We start from the raw sequence: 20,314 nt of genomic DNA on the forward strand, positions 1-20,314 counted from the left end.
GACGGCCCTTCCTGCAGGCAGACCGCGGCCGCGGTGAAGTTGCAGACAGCCGCGCAGGACACTCGGCTGGGATACCCGGGAGAGCGCTTGTCCCTACTGCTCGATGGCCCCCGCGGGTGCCTCCCGGGCGCAAAGAATAGGAAGCCCCAGAAATCGGAATGCGAAGGAAGCGGTCGAGTCCGATCGTTTTTTCGGCAGTTCGGATGGTTTCCGAAGCCAGCCTGCCGCCCGCGCCGTGGGAGGTGCCATGGTCGGATTGAAAGGGATCTCCGTACGGACGACAGGGGGATCGCGTGTCCTCGCAAGTTTCGGCGGCGCTGCCCAGGCCGCGTCATCTGGCGCTTCTCCCGGACGGGAACCGGCGCTGGGCCAGACAGCACAGACTGGCGCCGTCGCAGGCGCACCGGCACGGGTTCGGACGGATCCCCGACGTTCTGAGGTGGTGTCAGGAGAGCGGGATCCGCGTGGTCTCGTTCTTCATGATCTCGGACGAGAACGTGCGCAAGCGGTCGGAGGAGGAGCGGTTGCACGGCTTCTCGGCGGTCCGGGACCTGCTGGCGGTGCTGCTCGCGGAGCCCGGCTGGCGGATCGGTCACGTCGGTGATCCGGCGCTGTTGCCCGCCTACCTCGTCGAGGCGTTGGCGCGGGCGCAGGAGGCGAGCGCCGACCGGGAGGGTCTGCGGGTGAACCTGGGCGTGGGCTACGGCGGGCGGGCGGAGATCCTGGCGGCGGTCCAGCGTGCCGCCGCCGTCCTTGCCGCCGGGGGCGGCGAGGTGACGGAGGAGTTCTTCTCCCGGCAGCTGTCGACAGCCGGTCAGCCCGATCCGGATCTGGTGGTGCGTACCTCCGGGGAGATGCGCACCTCCGGGTTCATGCCCTGGCAGGCGGCACAGGCGGAGTGGTTCTTCAGCGAGAAGCTGTGGCCGGACTTCGGCCGCGCGGACCTGGAATCGGCGCTGGCCGCCTACGGGTCGCGGCAGCGCCGTCTGGGTGCTTGAACAGCCGGCCCGCACGGTGCGGTGTACGGGTAAGTCGTCGTGTGAAGGGGCGGGGATGAGCGGTTCGGTCGGTGTGTCGGTCAAGGCGCTTTCTTCGCCCGGCAGCGGCGGTACGGCAGGAGTGTGGGCCGGGGCGGTGGACGCCCTGGCGAGGGCAGCGGAGTTCGCCGTCGCCACCCAGGCCGCGGACGGGGGCTGGCATGTGCCGGCCGAGCCACGGATCCTCGAGACCGCCGTGGTCGCCTCCTCCCTGGCCGGCGTCCAGGGCGCGAAGGAGGCGCATACCCGGGCTGTGGAATGGCTGGTGCGAGCCGAGCCGCAGCAGCACGACGCGTTCGTGACGGCCGCCGACCGGTGGCTCGTCACCGTCACCACCGGCGGCCCGGCGGCGCTCGCGCACCCGCCGACGCCGCAGGGGCCGCACGCGAGGCGGGCCATGTACCTGCACGCCGTCGCCTGCGCCGTCCAAGCCCCGGGAGCCGACCCGCACCGGTTGCTGACAGATGCCCGCCGGGCCCTGCAGGCGGGGGCCGCCGCCCGGGTCAAGCCCTGGCAGCGGGCGATGCTGCTGGCCTTCGAGGCCATCGCCCGCCACACGCTCGGACAGCCGGCCAACCCGGCCACGGCGGAGGAGTACGGGCGGGCGCAATCCGCCGACGGCACCTTCTACGCCATGCCGTTCGTCACCGGCATGGTCCACCTGGCACTGAACCTCACCGCCCCAGGCCATCCGGTGACCCGGCACTGCCTTCAGGGCCTGCTGGCCAGCCAGCATCCGGACGGCACCTGGCGGTTCCTGGTCGCCGACATCTGGGACACCGGCCTGATGGTCCGCGCCCTGCGCGGCCAGCCACACTTCGACCGCGCCGCCCTTCCCGGTGCCCTGGCCTACCTGCACGCGGCGCAGAACCAGGACGGCGGCTGGGCGTGCAACGCCGAGATGGAGTCCGACAACGACACCACCGGAAACACCCTCCTCGCCCTCGCCGACAGCCCCTGGACCGACCACGGCCGCGCCGCCGCCGCCGACTATGCCCACCGCCTCCAGACGCCGGAAGGGCTGTGGACGACGTGGCACTCCAGCGACGACACCCCTACGCCAGACGTCACCGCCCACATGGCCGCCGGCACCGCCGCCACCGCCCTGCCCGGCGTCGACCTCGCCCCCGCCCGCCGCTGGCTCACCGCCCAGGCCAAGGGCGGGCACTGGCCCAGCGACTGGTACGTCCCGCCGGCCTACGGCGCCGCCGAGATCGCCGCCCACTTCGCCACCCCACCCCAGCAGCACGAGACCGTCCACGCGCTGCTGCATGCTCAGCGCGAGGACGGCGGATGGCCCCGCCTGCCGGACGAGACCTACTCCAGCCCCACCGCAACCGGTCTCGCCCTCACCGCCCTCACCGCCTTCACCGACGGCGGCCACGACACGAACCTGGCCGCGGTGGAGCGGGCCGTGCACTTTCTCACCAGGACCCAGACCGGCGAGGGAACCTGGCACGACCGGCCGATCATGACCGGCCCCCGCCCCTTCCTCTCCGTCACCCCCGCCCAAGTCCACGCCCTGGCCGCCCGCGGACTGCGCGACGCCCTCACCCACCACACCAGCGAGAGCAGCCGCCGGTGAACCCCGCCACCACCCCGCAACCGCAACTGCGCCACGAGGACTGCGAACTCCTCGCCGCCCTCAACCCGGCAGCAGTGATCTTCGACTTCGACGGCACCCTCGTCGACACCGACGCCCTCAACACCGACGCCATCCGCGCCAGCTTCACCGACCTCCACATCACCGTCCCCGACACCTGGCTCCACACCACCACCCTGGCGGACCTGACGGTACTGCGCACCCGGCTGCGCGACGACCTCGGCATCGACCTGCCGGGCACCGACGCCCAGTTCGTCGACCGGACCCGCGCCCACTGGCTCACCCGCGCCCACCGCATCCGTCCGATGCCGCGCGTCGCGGCCGCCGCCCGGCACCTGGCCGCCGGCCTGCCCGTCGCGATCGCCACCGCCAACGATGGCCGGCTCGTCCGCGCCGCACTCAAGCTCACCGGCCTCGACGACCTGTTCGAGACCCTCGTCGCCCGCGAGCACGTCACCCGCCTCAAGCCCGCCCCCGACGCCTACCACCTCGCCGCCCACGCCCTGGCCCAAGCCCCCGGCCAGTGCCTAGCCTTCGAGAACACCGACGACGGCATCACCTCCGCCCTCACCGCCGGCATCCCCGTCATCGACGTCCGCCACACCACCTGGAACCCGCAGCACCCCTGAGCGGCACAACGACAGCCGCGCGCTCGCACCCATCGGCGCAGCACGCCGGCACCCACGCCACCGGCACGTCCCACCCAGGTCACCAACTGCCACTCCGTCAGGAGCCGCCGAAGGGCCAGCCGTGCCGGCCGGTTACCAGGTACGCACATCCCGCATTGTCCGGTACGAGCCCAGGGGGAGGGGAGGCGGACATGGCGGAGTTGTGCCGCGCCGCGCACGACGTCACAGCCCTGCCTCGGCCGCGCTCTGCCCGCGCGCTTTTCGACTACGCGCGGCCTGGGAGCGTTTGCCTGCCGCGCGGGGTACGGCCACTGAAGCGGTGGAAGCACTCACGGCGTACCTCCGCAGTTGCTTCCTGATCACACCAAGCAGTTCCCCGCTCATGCGGATCACCGTCCGCGACCATGGCTTGCCAGCTAAGCTGCGCCACCCCCAACTACTGAGCGCAATAGTCTCCTGATCACCCGGAATCTGCTCCGACTGTTGCCAACAAGCCTGCGCCACACATTCAGGCGGCGGGAGGACACCCGTGGCGCTCTTCGGAGCAATGGCCGTGACTGATGACCGGACCAGGCATTCTCCGTCTGATCGCTCGGGAATCTTGCCCTTCTCGTGGTAGCGGCGGCGGGCGCGTCCAGCGTCGGCGTCGTGGTCCTGAGAGCGGCCGGCTTACCCAGTCGCAGTGGAGAAAGGGAGACCAGTCGGATGACTGAACGTGACATGGCCAGTTCCGTGCGGGATCGCCGCGGGTTCTTGAGGGGAGTAGCGGCCGCAGCCGCTGCCGTCGGCACCGGAGTGCTGTTCTCGGGCAACGCCCACGCCGTTCGGCCGCACGCGCAGGCCGGGAAGTCGACCCCCGGAGCCCCCACGCCGCCGACCCCGATGACGCCCATTCCCATGCCTCCGGTCGGGGAGGACATCCCGTGCAGCGTGCACGCCGCCAACGCGGCCCTGACGCTGAACATCCGGGGAGCCCTCAGAATCGACTTCAAGGTGCTGATCCGCTTGCCGGTCGTGTGCGGCATGAGTTCCTGCTCCGGCTGCCCCCGGGCGGCAGGATCGCGTTTTACCTTCGACCTCGGTCGAAGGGCTACCGACGGTGGTATGACGGCCCGCCGGTGCGCGGCCAGACTCATGCAAGCCGCGTTACCGCAGCATGCACGAGCCCGGTTTTCCTCAGTCGAAGAGCCCGATCGGCCGGGGGTTATGCGAGTCGGAGGATGCTGGTGAGTGGTCCGAACATGCCGGTGAGGAAGATGTCTTCGCCGTCGGCCTTGTCGGTCTTGGCCGGCTCCTCGTAGGGGGCGATGGTCCACTTCTGGCCGGGGCCGCCCTTGGCCTTGCCGACCAGGAGGCCGTCGTTGTCGGTCCAGTAGGTCCGCTCCGATGGCACGGTCTTGCTGTCCGAGGCGGTGATGTAGGTGCCGTCGTAGTCCCACCGGTAGGTGCTGCCCCCGTACCGCTTGGCGCCGCAGCCGTACATCCCCGTCGGCGAGTCCACACTGCTCACCGGCTTGGCGATCCCCTGTTTGGCTGCCGCGGTGAGGTATCCGCGCATCGCCTCGACGAACTTCTTGTCGAAGGCATTGAGCTTGTCCTCCCCGTGAAACGCCAGGCGCGCGCAGCGGTCGTTCCACCTCGCCACGCCCTTGACAGGGGCCCGTCGCTGCCACGCCCGCACCGGCGCCTCCGCCTTGAGCGCCTCCACCAGGGCCCGCTCGGTGCGCCGCGCCTCCTCCAGCGCCTCCCCGAACAGTGACGGCAACCCGAGACCGGCCAACCGCCTACTCATCAGTTCTGCCCCGGAGCCGCTCATCACGCCGACCTGCATCTCCAGCAGCTCCTGCAGCTCCTGCGGCTCAGCGCGCTCCATCTGCATCTCGATTTCCTGCACCATTTTGGCTCCGCCCTCCAGGGAGCGCTCCCAATGCTGCTGAGTCTCCTTCCTGTTAAATGGTGTTCCATCCGCGTGCTTGATGCTGCTCCTCGTTGAGCTCTGGTACGCCTGCATGATCGCGTCCATGTGCCCGGAAACCGCCTCCACCAGCTTGGCGTGCTGCGGCCGAAGCCGCTCCAGCAGCACCGCCTGCCTGCCGTTGAGCCGCTCCACCACCCCTTCGAAGTGCCAGCCCTCTCGCTTCCAGTCCTCCAGCTCGTCTTCGTAGTCCTGCGCGGCCTGTGCGGTCCACTCCTCGGGGATCAGCGCACGGAGCTGCTTCGCGGCATCCCCGGTCGCGTCGTTGAGCCTGTTGGTGAACCGCTCCTGCAGGAAGACCTTTTCGCGTTCCACAGCGAGCGGGTCGCTGTACATCCACACGCAGTGGTCGCCGATGTTCTGCAAGTCGGTGACCGCAGTGCTGGCGATCTGGTTAAACGGCCGACGCTCCAGCGCATCGTCGTGTGACCGGTAGTACCAGGCGGTGGCCTTGGTGCCGTCGGCCGGCCCCAGCTCAAGGAGCGGAGGGTAGGTCCGGCTCAGCAGGTACTTGGTGCCCTCCTTGTAGTCGCTGAGGTCCACCGTTCTGCCGAGCCGCACCCGCAGGCAGCGACCGGTCTCCTGGTTGACGATGGTGAAGGGTCCACTCGGGAATTTCGACATGATCAAAGTCTGTGGCCGCGCCCCCGCCCAGGCCGACGGCCTTACCCGGGCTACACCCGAAAGGGCGCACTTTCGTGATCATCAACACCAGCGCCCCTGCCCGCGGTAGCACCCACGGGTGCGCGCGGCTGACGAATCCGGCAGACCGTCGCCGGTTCCCTGACAGGGGCGGCGGCCCTGCCACGGGGCCATCAGATCGTGACGAGCCGGGCAGAAATGGCTGACTGGAGTGGAGGCAGACCGGGCAAGCGAACCGCGCACGGACGTCCCTCACGGCGCCGGCGCCCCGATCGAAGCAGACCTCTCTCCTCGGCTATCGCGTGAAGATGTGGCTGAGCGCGGTAATTGGCCCGTACCGCCAACTACGGCGCTCAGTCTGCGGCACCTCGGAGTGGCGCTCGCCTGGCGAAGTTCACCAGCCAGTGCGCTCAGGTTTCATCTGCTTGGGTCAGAGCCCGCCCGTGCCCTGGTCAGCGGCGAGGTTTCCTGCATGCTCGGGCCAGTCGCAGACCTTCAGGACCGGGTTGAAGTGGAGGATGCTCGGGCACTGTTTCAGGTACGCCACGCCGTGCGAGCAGTGAAAGAAGGAACGGGCGTCGTCTGGGTTGGCCAAGAGGTCGCCTTCCTGCTCGCACTGCTCCGCAGCCACAGACGCGCTGAGTGTCTGCGCTGAGGCGCTGTACGCGGGCAAGCACAGAACGCCGAAAGCCAGGAGGGCGGACGCCGCCGTCCGGGAAGCCTTGATCATTATCGGTCCTTCGTCGGAAACAGGCACAGATGCACCTGTGGGTGGCCGGGGCGTATCGCCACCGGCGTCAGGTGCCCTCCTCGTGAACGGCTCCGACGCCTGCTGGTGACGGCCGCCATGGGAAGGGCACACCACCGACTTCTCTGAGCACGCTCTTGGCCCGCCGGTGTCGCTCGTCCTGGCCAACTCGCAATCGAGTGAAGATCACGCCACGCATTGCCCTGTTCACTGTGAGTGAGGGACGATGGACTCATGTCAAAGATTCCCGCTGGCAACTTCACCATCGTCAACAACGAGACCGGCCGCTGCGTCCGGGTACGTCTGGGCCGGACCAAGGACGTCAGCGACTACAAGGAGGGCACCAAGTACCTCCAGTACGTGACCGACAAGCCCACCCTCGAACTGGGCACCCCCGACAACAGCCCCTCGACAGCCTGGTGGTTCAACACCACCCAAGACGGGGTGGAGCGTCAGCCGTTCAACCAGATCGTCAACTTCGCCGTCGACGAGTATCAGAACATCGGCCGCTACGGCGTGTGGATGTACACCGACTACAGCGACGACTTCGACGACCGCAACTACTCGGAGGGGCTGTATGAGAGCAGGCTGAACGACCTGCCTGTCGAGCTCAGGACGAAGCTCGGCGCGCTGATCCCGAAAGAATGGCACGCCTGGCACACGAAGTCCTACAGCGCCAGGCTTGAGGACTGGAAGGAGGCGCACTATGAGACGGAGGAAATGCGCGTGCGGCTGATCGCCGAACTCGAGGCATGGGCGGCGGACGAGGAACCACTGAGCGCCGACAAGTTTGCGCAGCTCAAGGCGATCCGGGAGCGGAAGATCGCGGAAGCAGAGGCGCGGGCGCGGCGCGAGTGGGAGCGGGCCTGGCGCGGGGAGGACGAGGAGACGGATCCGTATGAGCCGTCCGACGAGGCGCGGCCGCAGAAGCCGTCCAAGGAGGAGCTGGCGCTGCTGAAGGAAGTCGAAACGGAACCCCGGGCCGCACGGATCGAATCTCGGACCGAGGAGCTGTTGCCCGCAGCCCAGGAGCGCAGGAATAAGGCGTTGGAGTTGGAGTGGCAGCGCCGGGCCCCGGTGGCGTCGCTGGAGGAATGGCATATGAATTGCGCACTCCTTGCGTTTCATAAGAACGGCGTCATCCGACTCACCAACCACAACTACGAGAGTCCCGAGGACAGGAAGGTCGCCGCAGCGGTCCGCGCCTACACGGACGCGGCAGCCAAGGAAGGCATCAAGCCGTTGGTGATCTCCCAGTCCGCAGCACGGACGGAGCTGTACGGCTGCGGCGCCAGCCGCCACGAGGGCAGCACCTACCGGTGGGTGTACGACGGCACCCACATCTACGGCGCGGACAGCAAGACCGTTCCCGCCGAGCAGACCTACTGGACCGACGAGGACGGCCGCCTGGTCGGCAAGAACAAGGGCGGCCCTGGCCAGACCTGGACTCTCGCCCCCTGGAAGCCCAGCCCCCAGGCCACCGACCCGGTACGTGCCGTTGTCCTCACCGGCTTGTTCGGCCCCCTCGGCGTCATCTTCGGCATGTAGCACAGGACCGCCTATCCCCGGCCGGCCACGATCGGCTCTCAGCGATCGAACCGGACGAAGCTCAGGTGGACGAGGACGACTACCGCTGACCCCAGTTCCCGATTCCGAAGAAGCCTCCCGCTTCAGGCAGGGGTGGGAGGCCTCTTAACAGTTGGCCAACCCGCGCCGGGCCGGCAGGCAGGAACCTGAGGTGATCAACATCGGTTGAGACGAGCTGTGATTCGGGACCAACGCTCCGAAGGCCGCGTCAACGGGCGTGGCATCGGTTGAGGCGGCCCGGTAGCGCTGCTGCCCCCAGAGCGCGTCCGGACACCGGGCCTTACCGGTGCACGTCATATCGTCGCGGACGCGGCAGGTTCTGGCCCCTTACACGGCCAGGCAGGCGCAGCGAAAGGCTGCCGCGGGGTTACGGCTCCAAGTCCTCAGGGATGCCGACCTTGTGACCGCCCGCCTTCGTCTGAGGTGTGGTCTTCTCGTCCTTCGGCTCAGTGTCTTCGGGCTTCGGCTCCTCGGGCTTGTTCTCTTCCGCCACAGCACCGTTCCTTACGCTCACGGACATCACTGACCAGTCCACGTTACCCGTTACCCGTTACCCGTTACCCGTTACCCATTACGACGGGATTGTCTCTGCGCTGGCCGCCGGTGCAGTGGCCACCGGCAGCAGGACAGAGCTGACCAGCGCCGCAGTGAAGGCGAACTCCCGAACCCGGCACGTGGCAGTACGAACCATAGGAATGTTTCTGCCAATCAGCGGCGGCGCACGGTTTGCGGGCCGCCACGGAAGCCGTGCCCCGGCACCGTGACCGTCCGCCCTCGGTGTCGTTGGCCCGTCGACACAACTGCTCGAAAGGGAAGACGGAGCGATGACTGAACGGACGGTGGCGAAGTTCGGCCCGGAGACCCTTCGCAGCCTCATGGAGGAGTTGTTCGGGTTCCCGGCCGACTCCCTCGCCCTCACGACGACTCTCGACGAACTGGGCTTGGACTCCCTTGCCCTGATGGAATTGGGGACGGTCCTCGAGGAACGCACCGGTGTCGAAGTGGGCAGTCGGCTGGTAGACGTCTCCGGGTCCGAGTCGCTGGACCAGCTGGCCCGGACGATCGCGGGGTTCATGGCGCGATGACCGCAGATGGTGATCGGCCGCCGCTCGTCGCCGACCGGGGCCGCAGCTCGTCCGTTCAGGGTCCCCGGCTCCCCAGGGTGACCGATGGGTGAATCGGTGGCCGTCACCGGTCTCGGTCTGCTTACTCCGGCGGGCTGTGACGTCGATATGAACTGGACGAATCTGTGCGCGGGACGCTCACTAGCCGCGAGGAACCGACAGTTCGCGGGCCTCGCGGTCGACATCTCGTGCGACGTACCGGGCTTTGATCCTGTCGTCGAACTCGGTGGACGACTCACGCGCCGCCTGGACCGGTTCGCCCACCTGGGGATCGCGGCCGCCCGCCGTGCCGTGGTGGACGCGGACCTGCAGGTCGCGGCCTGTCCGCCAGAGCGGGTCGGTGTGGTGCTCGGGGTGGGTTCGAACAGCCTGCGGACGTACGGCGCCGAATTCACGCGGCTTGCCCAGGACCGGCCCGTCGCGGTCTCGCCGCTCGCTCTGCCCCGCAGCGTCCCGAGCATGGTTGCCGGGGAGATCGCCCTCGACATCGGAGCTCGGGGTCCGAACTTCACGGTCTCCAGCGCGTGTGCCTCGGGCACCAACGCGCTGGGGGTTGCTCGCAGCCTGCTGCTCGGCGGCATGTGCGACGTGGTCCTCGCCGGCGGCAGTGAGTCGTGGTCGCGGATGACCGCCGTCTGCTTTTCCCAGATGCGGGCGTTGTCTTTGCGCATGGACCGGCCCGAACTCGCCTCGCGCCCCTTTGACCGGGACCGCGACGGCTTCGTGCTGGGCGAGGGGGCCGCCGTACTCGTCCTCGAACGCCTCGGGCACGCGCGGGCCCGTGGGGCCCGCAGCCGCGCGCTGCTGTGCGGGTACGGGTCCTCCGCCGATGCGCACCACGTGACCGCCCCGCACCCTGAGGGCGCGGGTGCGGAGCAGGCCGTACGGCAGGCTCTGACCGACGCCGGATGCACGCCGGGCGACATCGGCCACGTCAATGCGCACGGCACCTCGACCCGGTTGGGCGACACTGCGGAGGCCCTCATGCTCCGGCGGGTCTTCCGCGACCGCGTGCCGCCGGTGACCGCGACCAAGAGCGTCATCGGCCATGCGCTGGGCGCGGCAGGAGCCATCGAGGCCGCGGTCACCGTGCTCGCCCTGGAGCGGCAGCAGGTGCCGCCGACGGCCAACGTCAGCCGCCAGGACCCCGGTTGTGAGCTGGACATCGTCACCGGCAGCCCGCGCAGTGTGAACTTCGGCCGAGCACTGTCGACGTCTTTCGCCTTCGGGGGACAGAACGCCGCGCTGGTGTTCGGCGCCGCCTGAATCCGCCCGGCCCGGCGCGACGGGGCCGGCCGCCGCGCGCGGTCGACGTGCGGCCGTAAGAAGTCATTTCGCCCCTGGTTCCGTGCCCTCGGCGATCGGTGGTCGTTTCCCTTGGAGGCCCGATTTCACGTCGCCCGGGACTGCCCGGGCTGTCGCATGGCAAGGGGAGAGGCCGCGTGCCGAACACCACGCAACGAATCCCGGACAGCACGGAGCACGAGCGGTGGCCGCCCTCGACTCGGTTCGCTCCCGGGCCTGTGCCGGCCGTCGGCTGCGCAGATCGCGGGCGGCGGACCGGGAGCGAGGTACTGGTGTTCAGCCGGTACACCGACGTGATGGTGATCGCCCGCGATCCCGCGTTCGTGGCCAAGGACGCCGCCTGGTTCGACGCACACATCCCCGGCTGGCGGCGGAGTCCGGGGATGCGACTGTTCGGCACCAGCATGGTGTTCCATAACGGGGCGAGCCACCAGCGGCTGCGGAAGGCCGCGTCGCCCGCCTTCAGCCGGGCGCGCCTGCGCTCCTTGCGCGAGACCGTGTCCACCGCCACCGAGCAATGTCTGGATCTGCTCGACGCGCGGCAGCGCGGTGACGTCGTCGATCTGCACGCATGGCTCACCCTCCCGGTTACCTGCCGCACCCAGTGCGCCCTCATCGGCCTCCCCGTGGAGGACGCCCCCTTCCTCCACAAGCTGGTGCAGCCGCTGCTGGCTCTGCTCGACCCCGAGGTCGGCCCGCTCGCACTACGGGAGGCGGACCGCGCTGCCGGCACCCTGCGGCCCTACTTGGACAGGCTGGTGGCTGAACGACGGGCGCGGCCGGGAGAGGACCTGGCGTCGTCGGTCGCCTGTTCCCTCGGCGACGACGAGGCGGCTTCCGCTCTCGCCCTCGCGCTGACCGCCGGCTTCGACACCACGGTGACGCTGCTCGACCACGCGATCACCGCGCTGATGACGTCACCGGCGCGAGCCGCGGTAGCCTCTGGCGATCCGGCCCGTGTCGATGCCGCGATTAGCGAGTCCTTGCGTCTCGCCCCGCCTGTCCGGCTGATCACCCGTGTCGCCCGGCACGAGGTGACTGTCGGCGGTGTTCGGGTCCCGGCCGGCCGGGAAGTCATGGCGCTCATCGCCGAAGCTCACCGAGACCCCGAGCACTTCACCGATCCGGACGCGTTCGATCCCGACCGCCCGGCGAGCCGGCTGCTCTCCTTCGGCGGTGGCGCCCACTACTGCCTGGGAGCCCAGCTGGCACGGCTGGAAGCCTCACTCGTCCTTCCCGCTGTACTACGGCACTTTCCCCGCATGGCGCCCGCCGGCCTGCCGTGTCCCGACCACCGCGTCACCGTGCGCGGGTGGACAGACCTTCCCGTCGTGCTCGACCCCTGACCCTGCCTCGCACCCGGCACGACAGCGCAGGACCTCCAGACCGTGCCGTCTCCATCCGGACCCGGCAATTCCCGCCGGACAGCCCGGAACGCTCCCCCACGAAAGGGCACAGCCATGCATCCCTTCTCCCGCACAGCCCAGTACCCCCGGCGCCTGCGGACTCTTACCGTCCTCGCAGCGGCCCTGTGCTCGGGTACGGCCCTCCTGGCCCCGGCCGCCGCCGCGAAGCCGGCCGCGGCGGAGTCCGTCGTCTGCGAAAGCACCGCCCGCGGCACGCTCCAGGCCCCGCAGCTCGGCAGTCCGGACGTGACGCGCTTCACCGGCACGGGAACGATCACGTGCCGGGACGCACTGAGTGAGCCCTACCTTGAAGGCACCACCGAGTTCAGCGGCACGCTGCCCTCCCCGGCGGCGGGCGTCGAGCCCGAGTACCGGGGCCGGGTGGAGTGGTCGGACGGAGAAGTCACCACAGGCACGTTCACCGACTTCGGTACGGAGGTGGGCAACGACGGCGTCCTGAAGTTCACCATCAAGGGCGTCAACGATGCCACCAGCACCCGCTTCGGCGGCTACACCGTCTCCGTCACCGGGCAGTCCGTCCGTGAGGTCACCGACCCCACCGGGGAGATCCACACCACGCAGCAGGCCGAGGTCGTCTACACGCCGTGACCGCACGCCCGGTGTGGCGGCGTCCCAGGGGCGCCGCCACACCGGGCCCTGCCGCAGATCCGCGTACGCGCCCGCCGCTTTCGTTGCGAAAGACCCAGCTGATGAACCCCTCAACAACCACCGGGCCAAAAGCGGCGCTACGGCCGTACTTCGACCCCTTCGACTCCGCCCTGCACACCGACCCGTACTCCCGTTACACCGCGGCACGCGAGGCCGCCGCTCTGTGCGAAGGGCCGCACGGTCTGGTGGTGGTGACCCGCCACGCGGACGTTTCGCAGGCCCTGCGGGACAACCGGCTCGGCCACGGTCCGCTCACCGCACCGAACCGGATCTTCTCCTTCCTGGGCATGGACCCGCCCCACCACGGGCCGCTGCGCCGTCTCGCCTCGCGCTTCTTCAGTCCCGCCGCCGTCGGCGCGCTGGCCCCGGAGATCACCGCCGCCGTTGACGACCTGCTCGACCAGGCGCTGCGGAAACGAGAGGTCGACCTGCTCGCCGACTTCGCCTACCCGCTGTCGCTTCGCGTGGTCTGCGGCCTGTTCGCCCTGCCCGAGCAGGACCAGAGGTGGATCCGGGAACAGACCCCGCCCATCGCCCGGCTCCTCGACCCGGCCTATGCCCTCAGCGACCAGGACGTGGCCAGGGCCCACTCGGCGGCCAGCGGGTTCGTCGCCTACCTGCACCGGAAGATCAACGAACGACGTCGCCACCCTGGCCCGGACGCCCTCAGTGCCCTGGCCGCGGAAGCCGACCTGGGCACCGCGTTCACCCGGCGCGACCTGCTGCCGATGTGCGCCCTGTTGCTGCTGGCCGGTTACGAGACCACCGCCAACGTCATCGCCAACAGTGCTCTCGCCCTGCTGCGTCACCCGGGCCAGCTTGCCACCGCGCGGGGCCGGGTCGACGGCGGGCGGCTGGACAGCGGCGCCGTGAACGAGCTGCTGCGCTACGACTCCTCGATCCAGATCACCTTCCGCACGGTGCAGCGTGCGACCGTGATCGCGGGCACCCCGCTGGCGCAGGGAACTCCGACGGCTCTGCTCATCGGATCGGCCAACCACGATCCCCGCGTGTTCGCCCAACCCGGCCGACTCGACCTTGACCGCGTACACAATCCGCACCTGAGCTTCGGCGCGGGCATCCACTACTGCCTCGGCGCGCCCCTGGCCAGGCTGGAAGCATCCCTGGCTCTGGGCCGGCTGCTCGCCCGGACCCGTGCTATCGAGCCGGCATCCGGTCCGGTCCGGCACAAGGACACCACCGCCACCGTCCGCGGCGTGGAAGCGCTACCCGTCGTTCTCACACCCGCCTGATCCACCGGCCCGCCCCTGCACCCCGCCGACCAAGAAGGGAACGACCCTCCCATGGTGTCCGTCCGCCCGCAGGGACCGCCGCGCCCCGACGCTGGGGCATGCCCGTGCCCCCGGCTGGTGACCGGTGATCCCGTGTTCTGGGACGCAGACATGGTCTTTCGGGAACTGCGTGAGCAGGCGCCCGCCCAGCGGGTCGTTCTGCCCGGCGGCCTTATCGCCTGGTTGATCACCGGAGCCCCCCAGGCGCGACAGGCTCTGACCGACGCCCGCCTGGCCCACGACATGCGCCGGCTTCCCGACCCCCGACAGGGGTTCGGCGGCCGCCGCTACCCCGACGACCTCTTCTCCGCCGAAGGCCGCCACCTGCTCAACAGCGACGGCACGGCCCACCAGCGGCTGCGGGCGGTCCTGGCTCCCCTGCTGTCCCGTACGGCGGCACAGCGGTGGCAGCCGTTCATCGCCCGCACCTGCGCTGAACTCCTCGACTCCCTGGCCGCGGCCGACCGTCCCGACCTGGTCGCCGACTATGCCCGCCCCCTGGCCGTCCGGGTCACCACGGCACTCCTGGGGATCCCGGAGGACCTGCAGCACCGCCTGACCAGCCTGACGCTGACGATGATCAGCGCCGCAGACCCCGAGAACCCCGCCGTACGAAAACGCCGCAGCGAACTGTTCGGGCTGTGGTCCCGCATCATCGGCGACAAACGGCGCAGGCCCGCAGACGACGTCCTCACCCGCCTCACCTTCGCTCACCGCCAGGGCCGTCTCTCGGCCGAGGAGCTCCTCTCCGTGGCCTGGGGCCTGTTCTCCGGCGGCATCACCCCCACCACGGCACTGATCGTCTCCGGAGCGGTCGAAGTCATGCAGAGCCCCGAGCTGCGCCGAGCACTCCACGGCGGCGCCGACGCGGCCCGCCTCACCGAGGAACTGCTGCGCCTCACCAGCCCTTTCCCGGTCGCCACCTGGCGATTCGCCCTGCAGGACGTCGCTGTCGGCGACACCGTGATCCCCCAGGGCGCCGTGGTGCTGATCGCCCTGGCCGCCGCCAACCGCGACCCGGATTCCTACCCCGAGCCCGACACCGCGCGCCCGCACCGCCTCGGCGCACACCTGGCGTTCGGACTGGGCCCGCACTACTGCCCCGGCGCCCCCCTCGCCCGCGTGCAGGCGGCCGGCGCGCTTACCGCCCTGTTCGACAGGTTTCCCGACATCCGCCTCGCCACAGCGCACACCGCGCTGCGCCGACAAGGCGTGCTCGTCGATCGCTGCTACGAGCGCGTGCCGGTGCGCACCGACGACACCGCCGCCAAAGACGCGCCATGATCCAGATCCCCGCCGAGAAGGCCGAGATCGAGCCCGGCCACGCTTACACCTGGCGAATCTCCATTCCGGACCTGCCCGCGGCACCAGGTTCCCGCCGGTCGGCGAGCTACAACCAGGCAGCCCATCTGGCCGCGGCCTGTGCCGCGCACCTATCGGACCGACCGCCACCCTTCGGCCTCGCTATCGCCTGCAGCTTCGAACTGACCGGCCCCCTCGACCTGCCGGCGCTCGAAGCCGCGCTGCTGCACCTGGTCCGCCGGCACGAAGTGCTCCGCACCTACTGCCGCCGGACTGCACGGAACGTCTGCCTTCATGTCCGCCCACCGGACGAGACGCGCCTCGAGCGTGTCGATGCGGGACCCCTCCCCTCACCCGTCGCCACCCGCGCCCACCTACACGAACTGCTGCGGCTCGTGGACCCAGTCACAGGGCCCCTGATGGTCGCGGGCGCCGTCGTCCGCGCGGGCTCAGCCTCGGTCCACGTGGTCTACGACCACCTCGTGGCCGACGTGCTCTCCGCCCCGATCACCATCGCCGACCTCGCCCGCGCCTACGAGGACCTGACACACGGACGCCGGCCGGACCACACGCCCGCAGGCAGTTACCTCGACTTCGCACGCGAGGAACGCAGCCACAACCTCGCGCTGCGCGCACATGACGAACAACTACAGCACTGGCGCGGCTTCCTCACCCGCGCGGAACACCCCCCTGCCTTTCCGCTGGACCTCGGCGTCAAAGCGGGCCACCTGTATCCGCCGGTCAACCGCACCCGCACCCTGCTGCCCGGACCTGTGACGCACCAGCTGGAAACAGCCTGCCGCGCCTTTGGCGGCAGTTTGCTCACCGGCCTCCTCGCCGCGACGGCCGCCTCCGTCCGTGAAGAAGGCGGCCCCGACGTCTACCGGGCCCTCATGCCGATCAACCGGCGCGGACGACACCGCTACTCCCGCTCCATCGGCTGGTTCATCAACGCCGTTCCCGTCGAGATCCCCGCCCCGCGCCGAGCCTCCCTCGCCACCCGGCTCGCCCTGGCCAGCGCGGGATACCAACCAGCACGCCGCCAGGCCGACGTGCACTCCGTTCGCGCACAGCAACTGCTCCGCCCTACAGCCGACACCGGCGACGTCAGCCGCCCTGTCAGTTTCTTCTCCTACCTGGATTTCCGCACCGCACCCGATGCCGAGCATCCCTCGACCCGCACGGCCACCGTGCACGTGTGGTCCTCGGCCTGCAACGGAAACCTCCTGTGGTTCCACCGCAACCACGACGGATTACACCTCAACACCCTCCACGCCGACACTCCCCTCGCACGACGGACCACCGACTCCCTGGCCCACCGGCTCCTCCGCACCCTTCACTCCTTCCTCGAGTGATCCCGCGAGCGGTCATCCGGAGTCGGCCCCGTCGGGAGTTCGCCGTCCTGTTCATTCCCCGCAGACAAGCGAAGGTCGGCGACCCGGGTGTCGATCACGGGGCGGAATGCAGGCGCCGCGGCGCTCCGGCCCGGCGCCGGATTCCGCCGGGGGTGCGCATGCCGCGGGTCTCGAGCCGGCGTACGGAGCATTCGGCTGCTTCGGCTTGTGGGTGCGGTTGGGCGGCTACGAGCGCGGGAAGGGCAGGTGCAAGCTTCCGTGGGACCAGGAGACTGTGGCATCAAGACAGAGCTGGACGAAGTTTCCGGAGAACAGTCCGCTGAAGCAGCGCGAGAAGTTCCTGGCTACCAAGCCGAGAAAGGCCGACCTGTTGGCCACCGCACAAAAATCGCCTGCAACCGGATCTACTCGACCGCACAGCGAGAGGAACTGAATTTCGATGGGAGAACAGACGGTGCACGAACTCACGATTCCGGACCTACCCCGCCCGTTCACCTCCGAAGCCAACCCTCAGGGAAAGGGAACGGACGAGGAGACAGGCGCATGGATGGAAAAGTTCGGCCTCGTGGAGCGACCACACGAACGTGCGGAACACGACAGGTACGGCACGCTCTGCGCACTGACCTACCCTTTCGGGGAGAGCCGCGAGAGTCTACAGCTGGCCTCTGACGGCCGGGCCTGGGCAGCCTCGTTCCATGACCGCCACATCAAAGAACCTGCTCTCGCTGGGCACCTCGGATGGGTGTCGCGGTCACTTATGGCTCTCAGCCGCGTCGTCGACGACCCTCACGGGGCGCGGGAAGAAGACGACCCCCATCACCGGGCGTGGCGGGATTGGTGGCTGCGTCTGGAGCAGGTAGCGACGCCCGGGCAGTTCGCACGGACCGCTGCCGGCTGGGCGTACTGGTCCAGGGGCCTCGCCTGCGAGGCTGTCTGTCTGTCGAAGGGGCGCCTTCCATGCCTTCCGGACTTCCTGATGATCCGGCGGGCGAAGACCGCATTCCGGCTGTTCATCACGTTCCCCGAACTCATCTCGGGTAAGGCCCTGCCGGAGAAGGTGTGGGCACATCCGCAGGTGTTGCGGCTTCAGGACTTGGCGGCCGATGCTGCCGGCTACTACCAGGACATCACCCTTTTCGACCCGGAAGTAGACACCTCCACGGCGATGACGCTGCCCAATGTCCTGGCCAATCACTACAAGTGCTCGCTGCAGGAAGGCCTGTTCCAGGCGGCCGACGTGTATCGCAGCACGCTTGAGGAGTTCACTCGGCTCGGCCGGTCCCTGCGCGAGATCGGCGACCCCCAGATCACAACATGTGTACAGGACACAGAGGCCGTGATCGCCGGGTTCATCCACTGGCACCAGCTCACCGCACGCTACGGCGTTGCCCACGTATAAGGGACCAGTGGACTGGGCGGTGGCAGAGTCGGGATGGCGGGCGATGCCGGTGACGACGAAGGCGTGCTCGCGCATCCCATCAAGAACTCCTGCTCCTCCGCCTGACGCCCGGCCGCGAGATCTTCCAGCACATTAGGCACACGTTCGGTGCCGCCACTGGCCAGCCGTCGGATCCCCACGTCCCAGGAGAGGCGACCTGGACAACGTGGAAGCGTCTTGGGTGCGTGCTCTTCGGGGGCGGCCCGGCCATCGGGGCGAAGCGTAGGGCCGGCAGGGATAGTTCGTTTTCGGGCTCTGCAGGCAACCGACGGTCACCGCGGCTGCCAGTTGGGGGTGGGCCGGCTCAGGGTTGTTGTACGGCCCAGGTGCTGCCGCGGATGTCGCTCCCGGGCATGCCCGCGGTCAGTGTGCCGCGCAGAACTGACCGCAGCACGAACGGTTCAGTCGGTCGGAAGCGGTCAACGCCCGTTCGCCTGAGACGGTGGTTGGGTGATCAACTCATCGGTGGGCTCACTCTGCTACCAGGAAGCGGACCGCGGGCATCGCACACTCCCCCGCCACCGGGCCGACCGTCGAACATTGCCGCACCGCCCGCACATGCCCGGCCGCCGGAGGCAGAACAGCATGACCGAGCAGCCTCGGCCCCAGCACGGCAGGTCTCGCAGATGATCCACCCCATGAGAGCGGTCCTGAGAGCTGGCGTTCAGGTGACGACCGGTACACGGGCCGGCCACCCGCCCGTGTCCCGGGCACAGGTGGCTCGTTCCCCGGCCATGAAGAAGATCATCGTGGCCGCCGCCCTCGCCCTGAGCGCCGCCGCCATCAGCAGCCCCGCCCACGCCGACAACGACAGCAACTTCGGCGGCGGCGTCAACGCCGCGAACAACTGGAACTTCACCTCCGCCGTCGTCTGCCTGCAGGAGGTAGCCGTCGTCCCCGTGCTGAGCGACTGGACCGGCAATCACACCAACAACTGCACGAACGGGAACGTCATCGACCACATCCTCCCCTAGCACTCGGCGGAAGGGATGCCGCGCGGCTCCGCCCCAGCGGAGCCGCGCTCGATCGCGTCGCATGCCTTACGGCAGGCCGTCGGGCGAACCGCTCCGAGTAGCGCCCCTGCCCGCCATGGCCCGCTCAAGAGCGCTGTCGCGCCCAGGCGTCTGCCGGGAAGCCCGCCGGTAGGACCCTGCCGGCCAAACCGGTCACCAGCTCCTACCGGCCCCAAGGCAGCCTGCACGTGTCTGAACGGAGTGCGCTTCGTCGCCTCGCGCAGCGTCAGGTGGTGCGGCGGTTGCCCTGGTCGTCGCAGGGCAGCTCGTCGGCCTGATGGCGGGCCAGGAAGTCGCGGGTGGCCTGGCGTTCGACCTCGGAGATGGCGGTCGGCTGGACGTCGATGATGCCGCCGAAGGGCCGGTCGACGTCACGGATGATGCACAGGGTGGTGGTGAGAAGCGCGGTGATGACCGTGAGGGTGATGATCTGCCCCCGGTTGTTGCGGCGGGGGATGCACGTCCCTAGGGCCACGACGGTGATGACCAGCGTCGCGAGCAGGAACCAGAGGATCGCGCTGGGGATGCTCGCGGTGGCCTGCGTCAGACGCTCCTCGCGTTCCTCCGAGCGCTTGTTGTCGGCGGACACCAGCATGCCGAAGACCGGCTTGCCCTCCACCTCACGGAAGACCCGGCGGAAGTCGGTGGACCAGACGCTGGGAGCCGCTGAGCCCTTGCCGTCCGCCATGGCCGGCCACTCCTGCTCCCGTACGGCACGGGCGTAGCAGACGGCGTCCGCCTGGATCTCGGCCCGCTGCGCCTCGGGCGCGTACTCGGCGGCCTCGACGAGCTGGTCGACGGCCTTCGCCTCGCCGCGCGAGGCGGCCTCGGCCTTGCCGTACGAGCCGTTGGCGGTGACGAGGACGAAGGCGAGGAGCAGCACGGTCAGCGTCAGGAGCGGGCCGACCAGGTCTTTCACCGCCATGCCCGAGTCGTCGTCCTCGTTGAGGAGCCGGGGCCGCAGCCAGCGGTTGGCGGCGAGGCCGGCGAGCAGGGCCAGCACGGCGACGACGATGACGAGGACCACGGACGGCCACCTCCAGGCGAGGGACGAGGGAGGCCCCGGGGGAAGGGGCACCACCAGAATCGTGTCCCGCCCCGCATAGCGCCCGGAACAGCAAAAACGTCTCGTCGCCCCCGAACGAGCGATGTCCCTTGCGCCGGAAAGCCCCGCATCGAACCGCTCAAC

General features: G+C 69.4%; 18 protein-coding genes. 14 read left to right on the forward strand and 4 right to left on the reverse strand.

Annotation, left to right across the window (positions count from 1 at the left end):
- Window positions 1-293: 293 nt before the first annotated feature.
- The 4 genes from uppS (at window position 294) to ACWF79_RS23965 (ending at window position 4,499) form a co-directional block, all read left to right on the forward strand.
- A complete protein-coding gene (gene uppS / locus ACWF79_RS23950; protein ID WP_453730183.1) occupies window positions 294-998 on the forward strand; it encodes a polyprenyl diphosphate synthase in 705 nt (234 codons plus the stop codon).
- 55 nt (window positions 999-1,053) lie between these two features.
- On the forward strand, window positions 1,054-2,622 hold the full coding sequence (locus ACWF79_RS23955; protein ID WP_453730184.1) for a hypothetical protein: 1,569 nt from the start codon (window positions 1,054-1,056) through the stop codon (window positions 2,620-2,622).
- Window positions 2,619-3,269, forward strand: a complete 651-nt coding sequence (locus tag ACWF79_RS23960) for an HAD family hydrolase (protein ID WP_453730185.1) — start codon at window positions 2,619-2,621, stop codon at window positions 3,267-3,269. The genes ACWF79_RS23955 and ACWF79_RS23960 overlap by 4 nt, the downstream gene beginning before the upstream one ends.
- 720 nt (window positions 3,270-3,989) lie before the next feature.
- Window positions 3,990-4,499, forward strand: coding sequence for a twin-arginine translocation signal domain-containing protein (locus ACWF79_RS23965; protein WP_453730210.1), 510 nt, complete (start codon window positions 3,990-3,992; stop codon window positions 4,497-4,499).
- On the opposite strand, the gene ACWF79_RS23970 is transcribed toward ACWF79_RS23965, so the two are convergent.
- Window positions 4,474-5,868 (reverse strand): hypothetical protein, encoded by a 1,395-nt coding sequence (locus tag ACWF79_RS23970; RefSeq protein ID WP_453730186.1) that lies wholly within the window; start codon window positions 5,866-5,868, stop codon window positions 4,474-4,476. The two genes, ACWF79_RS23965 and ACWF79_RS23970, sit on opposite strands and share 26 nt — an antisense overlap.
- A 448-nt stretch (window positions 5,869-6,316) precedes the next feature.
- Window positions 6,317-6,616: a carbohydrate-binding module family 14 protein gene (locus tag ACWF79_RS23975; protein ID WP_453730187.1), complete on the reverse strand. Its 300-nt coding sequence runs from the start codon at window positions 6,614-6,616 to the stop codon at window positions 6,317-6,319.
- A 252-nt stretch (window positions 6,617-6,868) separates the two neighbouring features.
- On the opposite strand from ACWF79_RS23975, the gene ACWF79_RS23980 reads away from it, so the two are divergent.
- On the forward strand, window positions 6,869-8,182 hold the full coding sequence (locus ACWF79_RS23980; RefSeq protein WP_453730188.1) for a hypothetical protein: 1,314 nt from the start codon (window positions 6,869-6,871) through the stop codon (window positions 8,180-8,182).
- Window positions 8,183-8,588: 406 nt separating this feature from the next.
- On the opposite strand, the gene ACWF79_RS23985 is transcribed toward ACWF79_RS23980, so the two are convergent.
- Entirely contained in the window at window positions 8,589-8,714 is a 126-nt protein-coding gene (locus tag ACWF79_RS23985; protein WP_453730189.1) for a hypothetical protein, read from the reverse strand.
- Window positions 8,715-9,045: 331 nt separating this feature from the next.
- Between ACWF79_RS23985 and ACWF79_RS23990 the strand changes: the two genes are divergently transcribed.
- The 9 genes from ACWF79_RS23990 to ACWF79_RS24030 all read left to right on the forward strand — a co-directional run bounded on the left by ACWF79_RS23990 (window position 9,046) and on the right by ACWF79_RS24030 (window position 19,086).
- Window positions 9,046-9,306, forward strand: coding sequence for an acyl carrier protein (locus ACWF79_RS23990; RefSeq protein WP_453730190.1), 261 nt, complete (start codon window positions 9,046-9,048; stop codon window positions 9,304-9,306).
- Window positions 9,307-9,390: 84 nt separating this feature from the next.
- Complete coding sequence (locus ACWF79_RS23995) at window positions 9,391-10,611, forward strand: beta-ketoacyl-[acyl-carrier-protein] synthase family protein (protein WP_453730191.1); 1,221 nt, start codon at window positions 9,391-9,393, stop codon at window positions 10,609-10,611.
- 335 nt (window positions 10,612-10,946) lie between these two features.
- Window positions 10,947-11,996 (forward strand): cytochrome P450, encoded by a 1,050-nt coding sequence (locus ACWF79_RS24000; protein ID WP_453730192.1) that lies wholly within the window; start codon window positions 10,947-10,949, stop codon window positions 11,994-11,996.
- A gap of 114 nt (window positions 11,997-12,110) precedes the next feature.
- Window positions 12,111-12,665 (forward strand): hypothetical protein, encoded by a 555-nt coding sequence (locus tag ACWF79_RS24005; protein ID WP_453730193.1) that lies wholly within the window; start codon window positions 12,111-12,113, stop codon window positions 12,663-12,665.
- A 101-nt stretch (window positions 12,666-12,766) separates the two neighbouring features.
- Window positions 12,767-13,978 carry a cytochrome P450 gene (locus tag ACWF79_RS24010; protein WP_453730194.1) on the forward strand — a complete coding sequence of 404 codons (1,212 nt, stop codon included), beginning with the start codon at window positions 12,767-12,769 and terminating at the stop codon, window positions 13,976-13,978.
- 132 nt (window positions 13,979-14,110) lie between these two features.
- Entirely contained in the window at window positions 14,111-15,301 is a 1,191-nt protein-coding gene (locus ACWF79_RS24015; RefSeq protein WP_453730195.1) for a cytochrome P450, read from the forward strand.
- A complete protein-coding gene (locus ACWF79_RS24020) occupies window positions 15,298-16,674 on the forward strand; it encodes a condensation domain-containing protein (protein ID WP_453730196.1) in 1,377 nt (458 codons plus the stop codon). The genes ACWF79_RS24015 and ACWF79_RS24020 overlap by 4 nt, the downstream gene beginning before the upstream one ends.
- 439 nt (window positions 16,675-17,113) lie before the next feature.
- Entirely contained in the window at window positions 17,114-18,073 is a 960-nt protein-coding gene (locus tag ACWF79_RS24025) for a terpene synthase family protein (RefSeq protein WP_453730197.1), read from the forward strand.
- Between the two features lie 773 nt (window positions 18,074-18,846).
- Window positions 18,847-19,086, forward strand: a complete 240-nt coding sequence (locus ACWF79_RS24030) for a hypothetical protein (protein ID WP_453730198.1) — start codon at window positions 18,847-18,849, stop codon at window positions 19,084-19,086.
- Window positions 19,087-19,351: 265 nt separating this feature from the next.
- Here ACWF79_RS24030 and ACWF79_RS24035 read toward each other — a convergent pair whose 3' ends face one another.
- Complete coding sequence (locus ACWF79_RS24035) at window positions 19,352-20,152, reverse strand: bestrophin-like domain (protein WP_453730199.1); 801 nt, start codon at window positions 20,150-20,152, stop codon at window positions 19,352-19,354.
- Window positions 20,153-20,314: the final 162 nt, after the last annotated feature.

It is taken from the genome of Streptomyces sp. NPDC054975, assembly GCF_053609105.1.

Coding starts and splice junctions, on each gene's coding strand:
- ACWF79_RS23955 (WP_453730184.1), top strand. CDS start 1,054: ATGAGCGGTTCGGTCGGTGTGTCGGTCAAGGCGCTTTCTTCGCCCGGC.
- ACWF79_RS23965 (WP_453730210.1), top strand. CDS start 3,990: ATGGCCAGTTCCGTGCGGGATCGCCGCGGGTTCTTGAGGGGAGTAGCG.
- ACWF79_RS23970 (WP_453730186.1), bottom strand. CDS start 5,868: ATGTCGAAATTCCCGAGTGGACCCTTCACCATCGTCAACCAGGAGACC.
- ACWF79_RS23975 (WP_453730187.1), bottom strand. CDS start 6,616: ATGATCAAGGCTTCCCGGACGGCGGCGTCCGCCCTCCTGGCTTTCGGC.
- ACWF79_RS23980 (WP_453730188.1), top strand. CDS start 6,869: ATGTCAAAGATTCCCGCTGGCAACTTCACCATCGTCAACAACGAGACC.
- ACWF79_RS23990 (WP_453730190.1), top strand. CDS start 9,046: ATGACTGAACGGACGGTGGCGAAGTTCGGCCCGGAGACCCTTCGCAGC.
- ACWF79_RS23995 (WP_453730191.1), top strand. CDS start 9,391: ATGGGTGAATCGGTGGCCGTCACCGGTCTCGGTCTGCTTACTCCGGCG.
- ACWF79_RS24000 (WP_453730192.1), top strand. CDS start 10,947: ATGGTGATCGCCCGCGATCCCGCGTTCGTGGCCAAGGACGCCGCCTGG.
- ACWF79_RS24005 (WP_453730193.1), top strand. CDS start 12,111: ATGCATCCCTTCTCCCGCACAGCCCAGTACCCCCGGCGCCTGCGGACT.
- ACWF79_RS24010 (WP_453730194.1), top strand. CDS start 12,767: ATGAACCCCTCAACAACCACCGGGCCAAAAGCGGCGCTACGGCCGTAC.
- ACWF79_RS24020 (WP_453730196.1), top strand. CDS start 15,298: ATGATCCAGATCCCCGCCGAGAAGGCCGAGATCGAGCCCGGCCACGCT.
- ACWF79_RS24025 (WP_453730197.1), top strand. CDS start 17,114: ATGGGAGAACAGACGGTGCACGAACTCACGATTCCGGACCTACCCCGC.
- ACWF79_RS24030 (WP_453730198.1), top strand. CDS start 18,847: ATGAAGAAGATCATCGTGGCCGCCGCCCTCGCCCTGAGCGCCGCCGCC.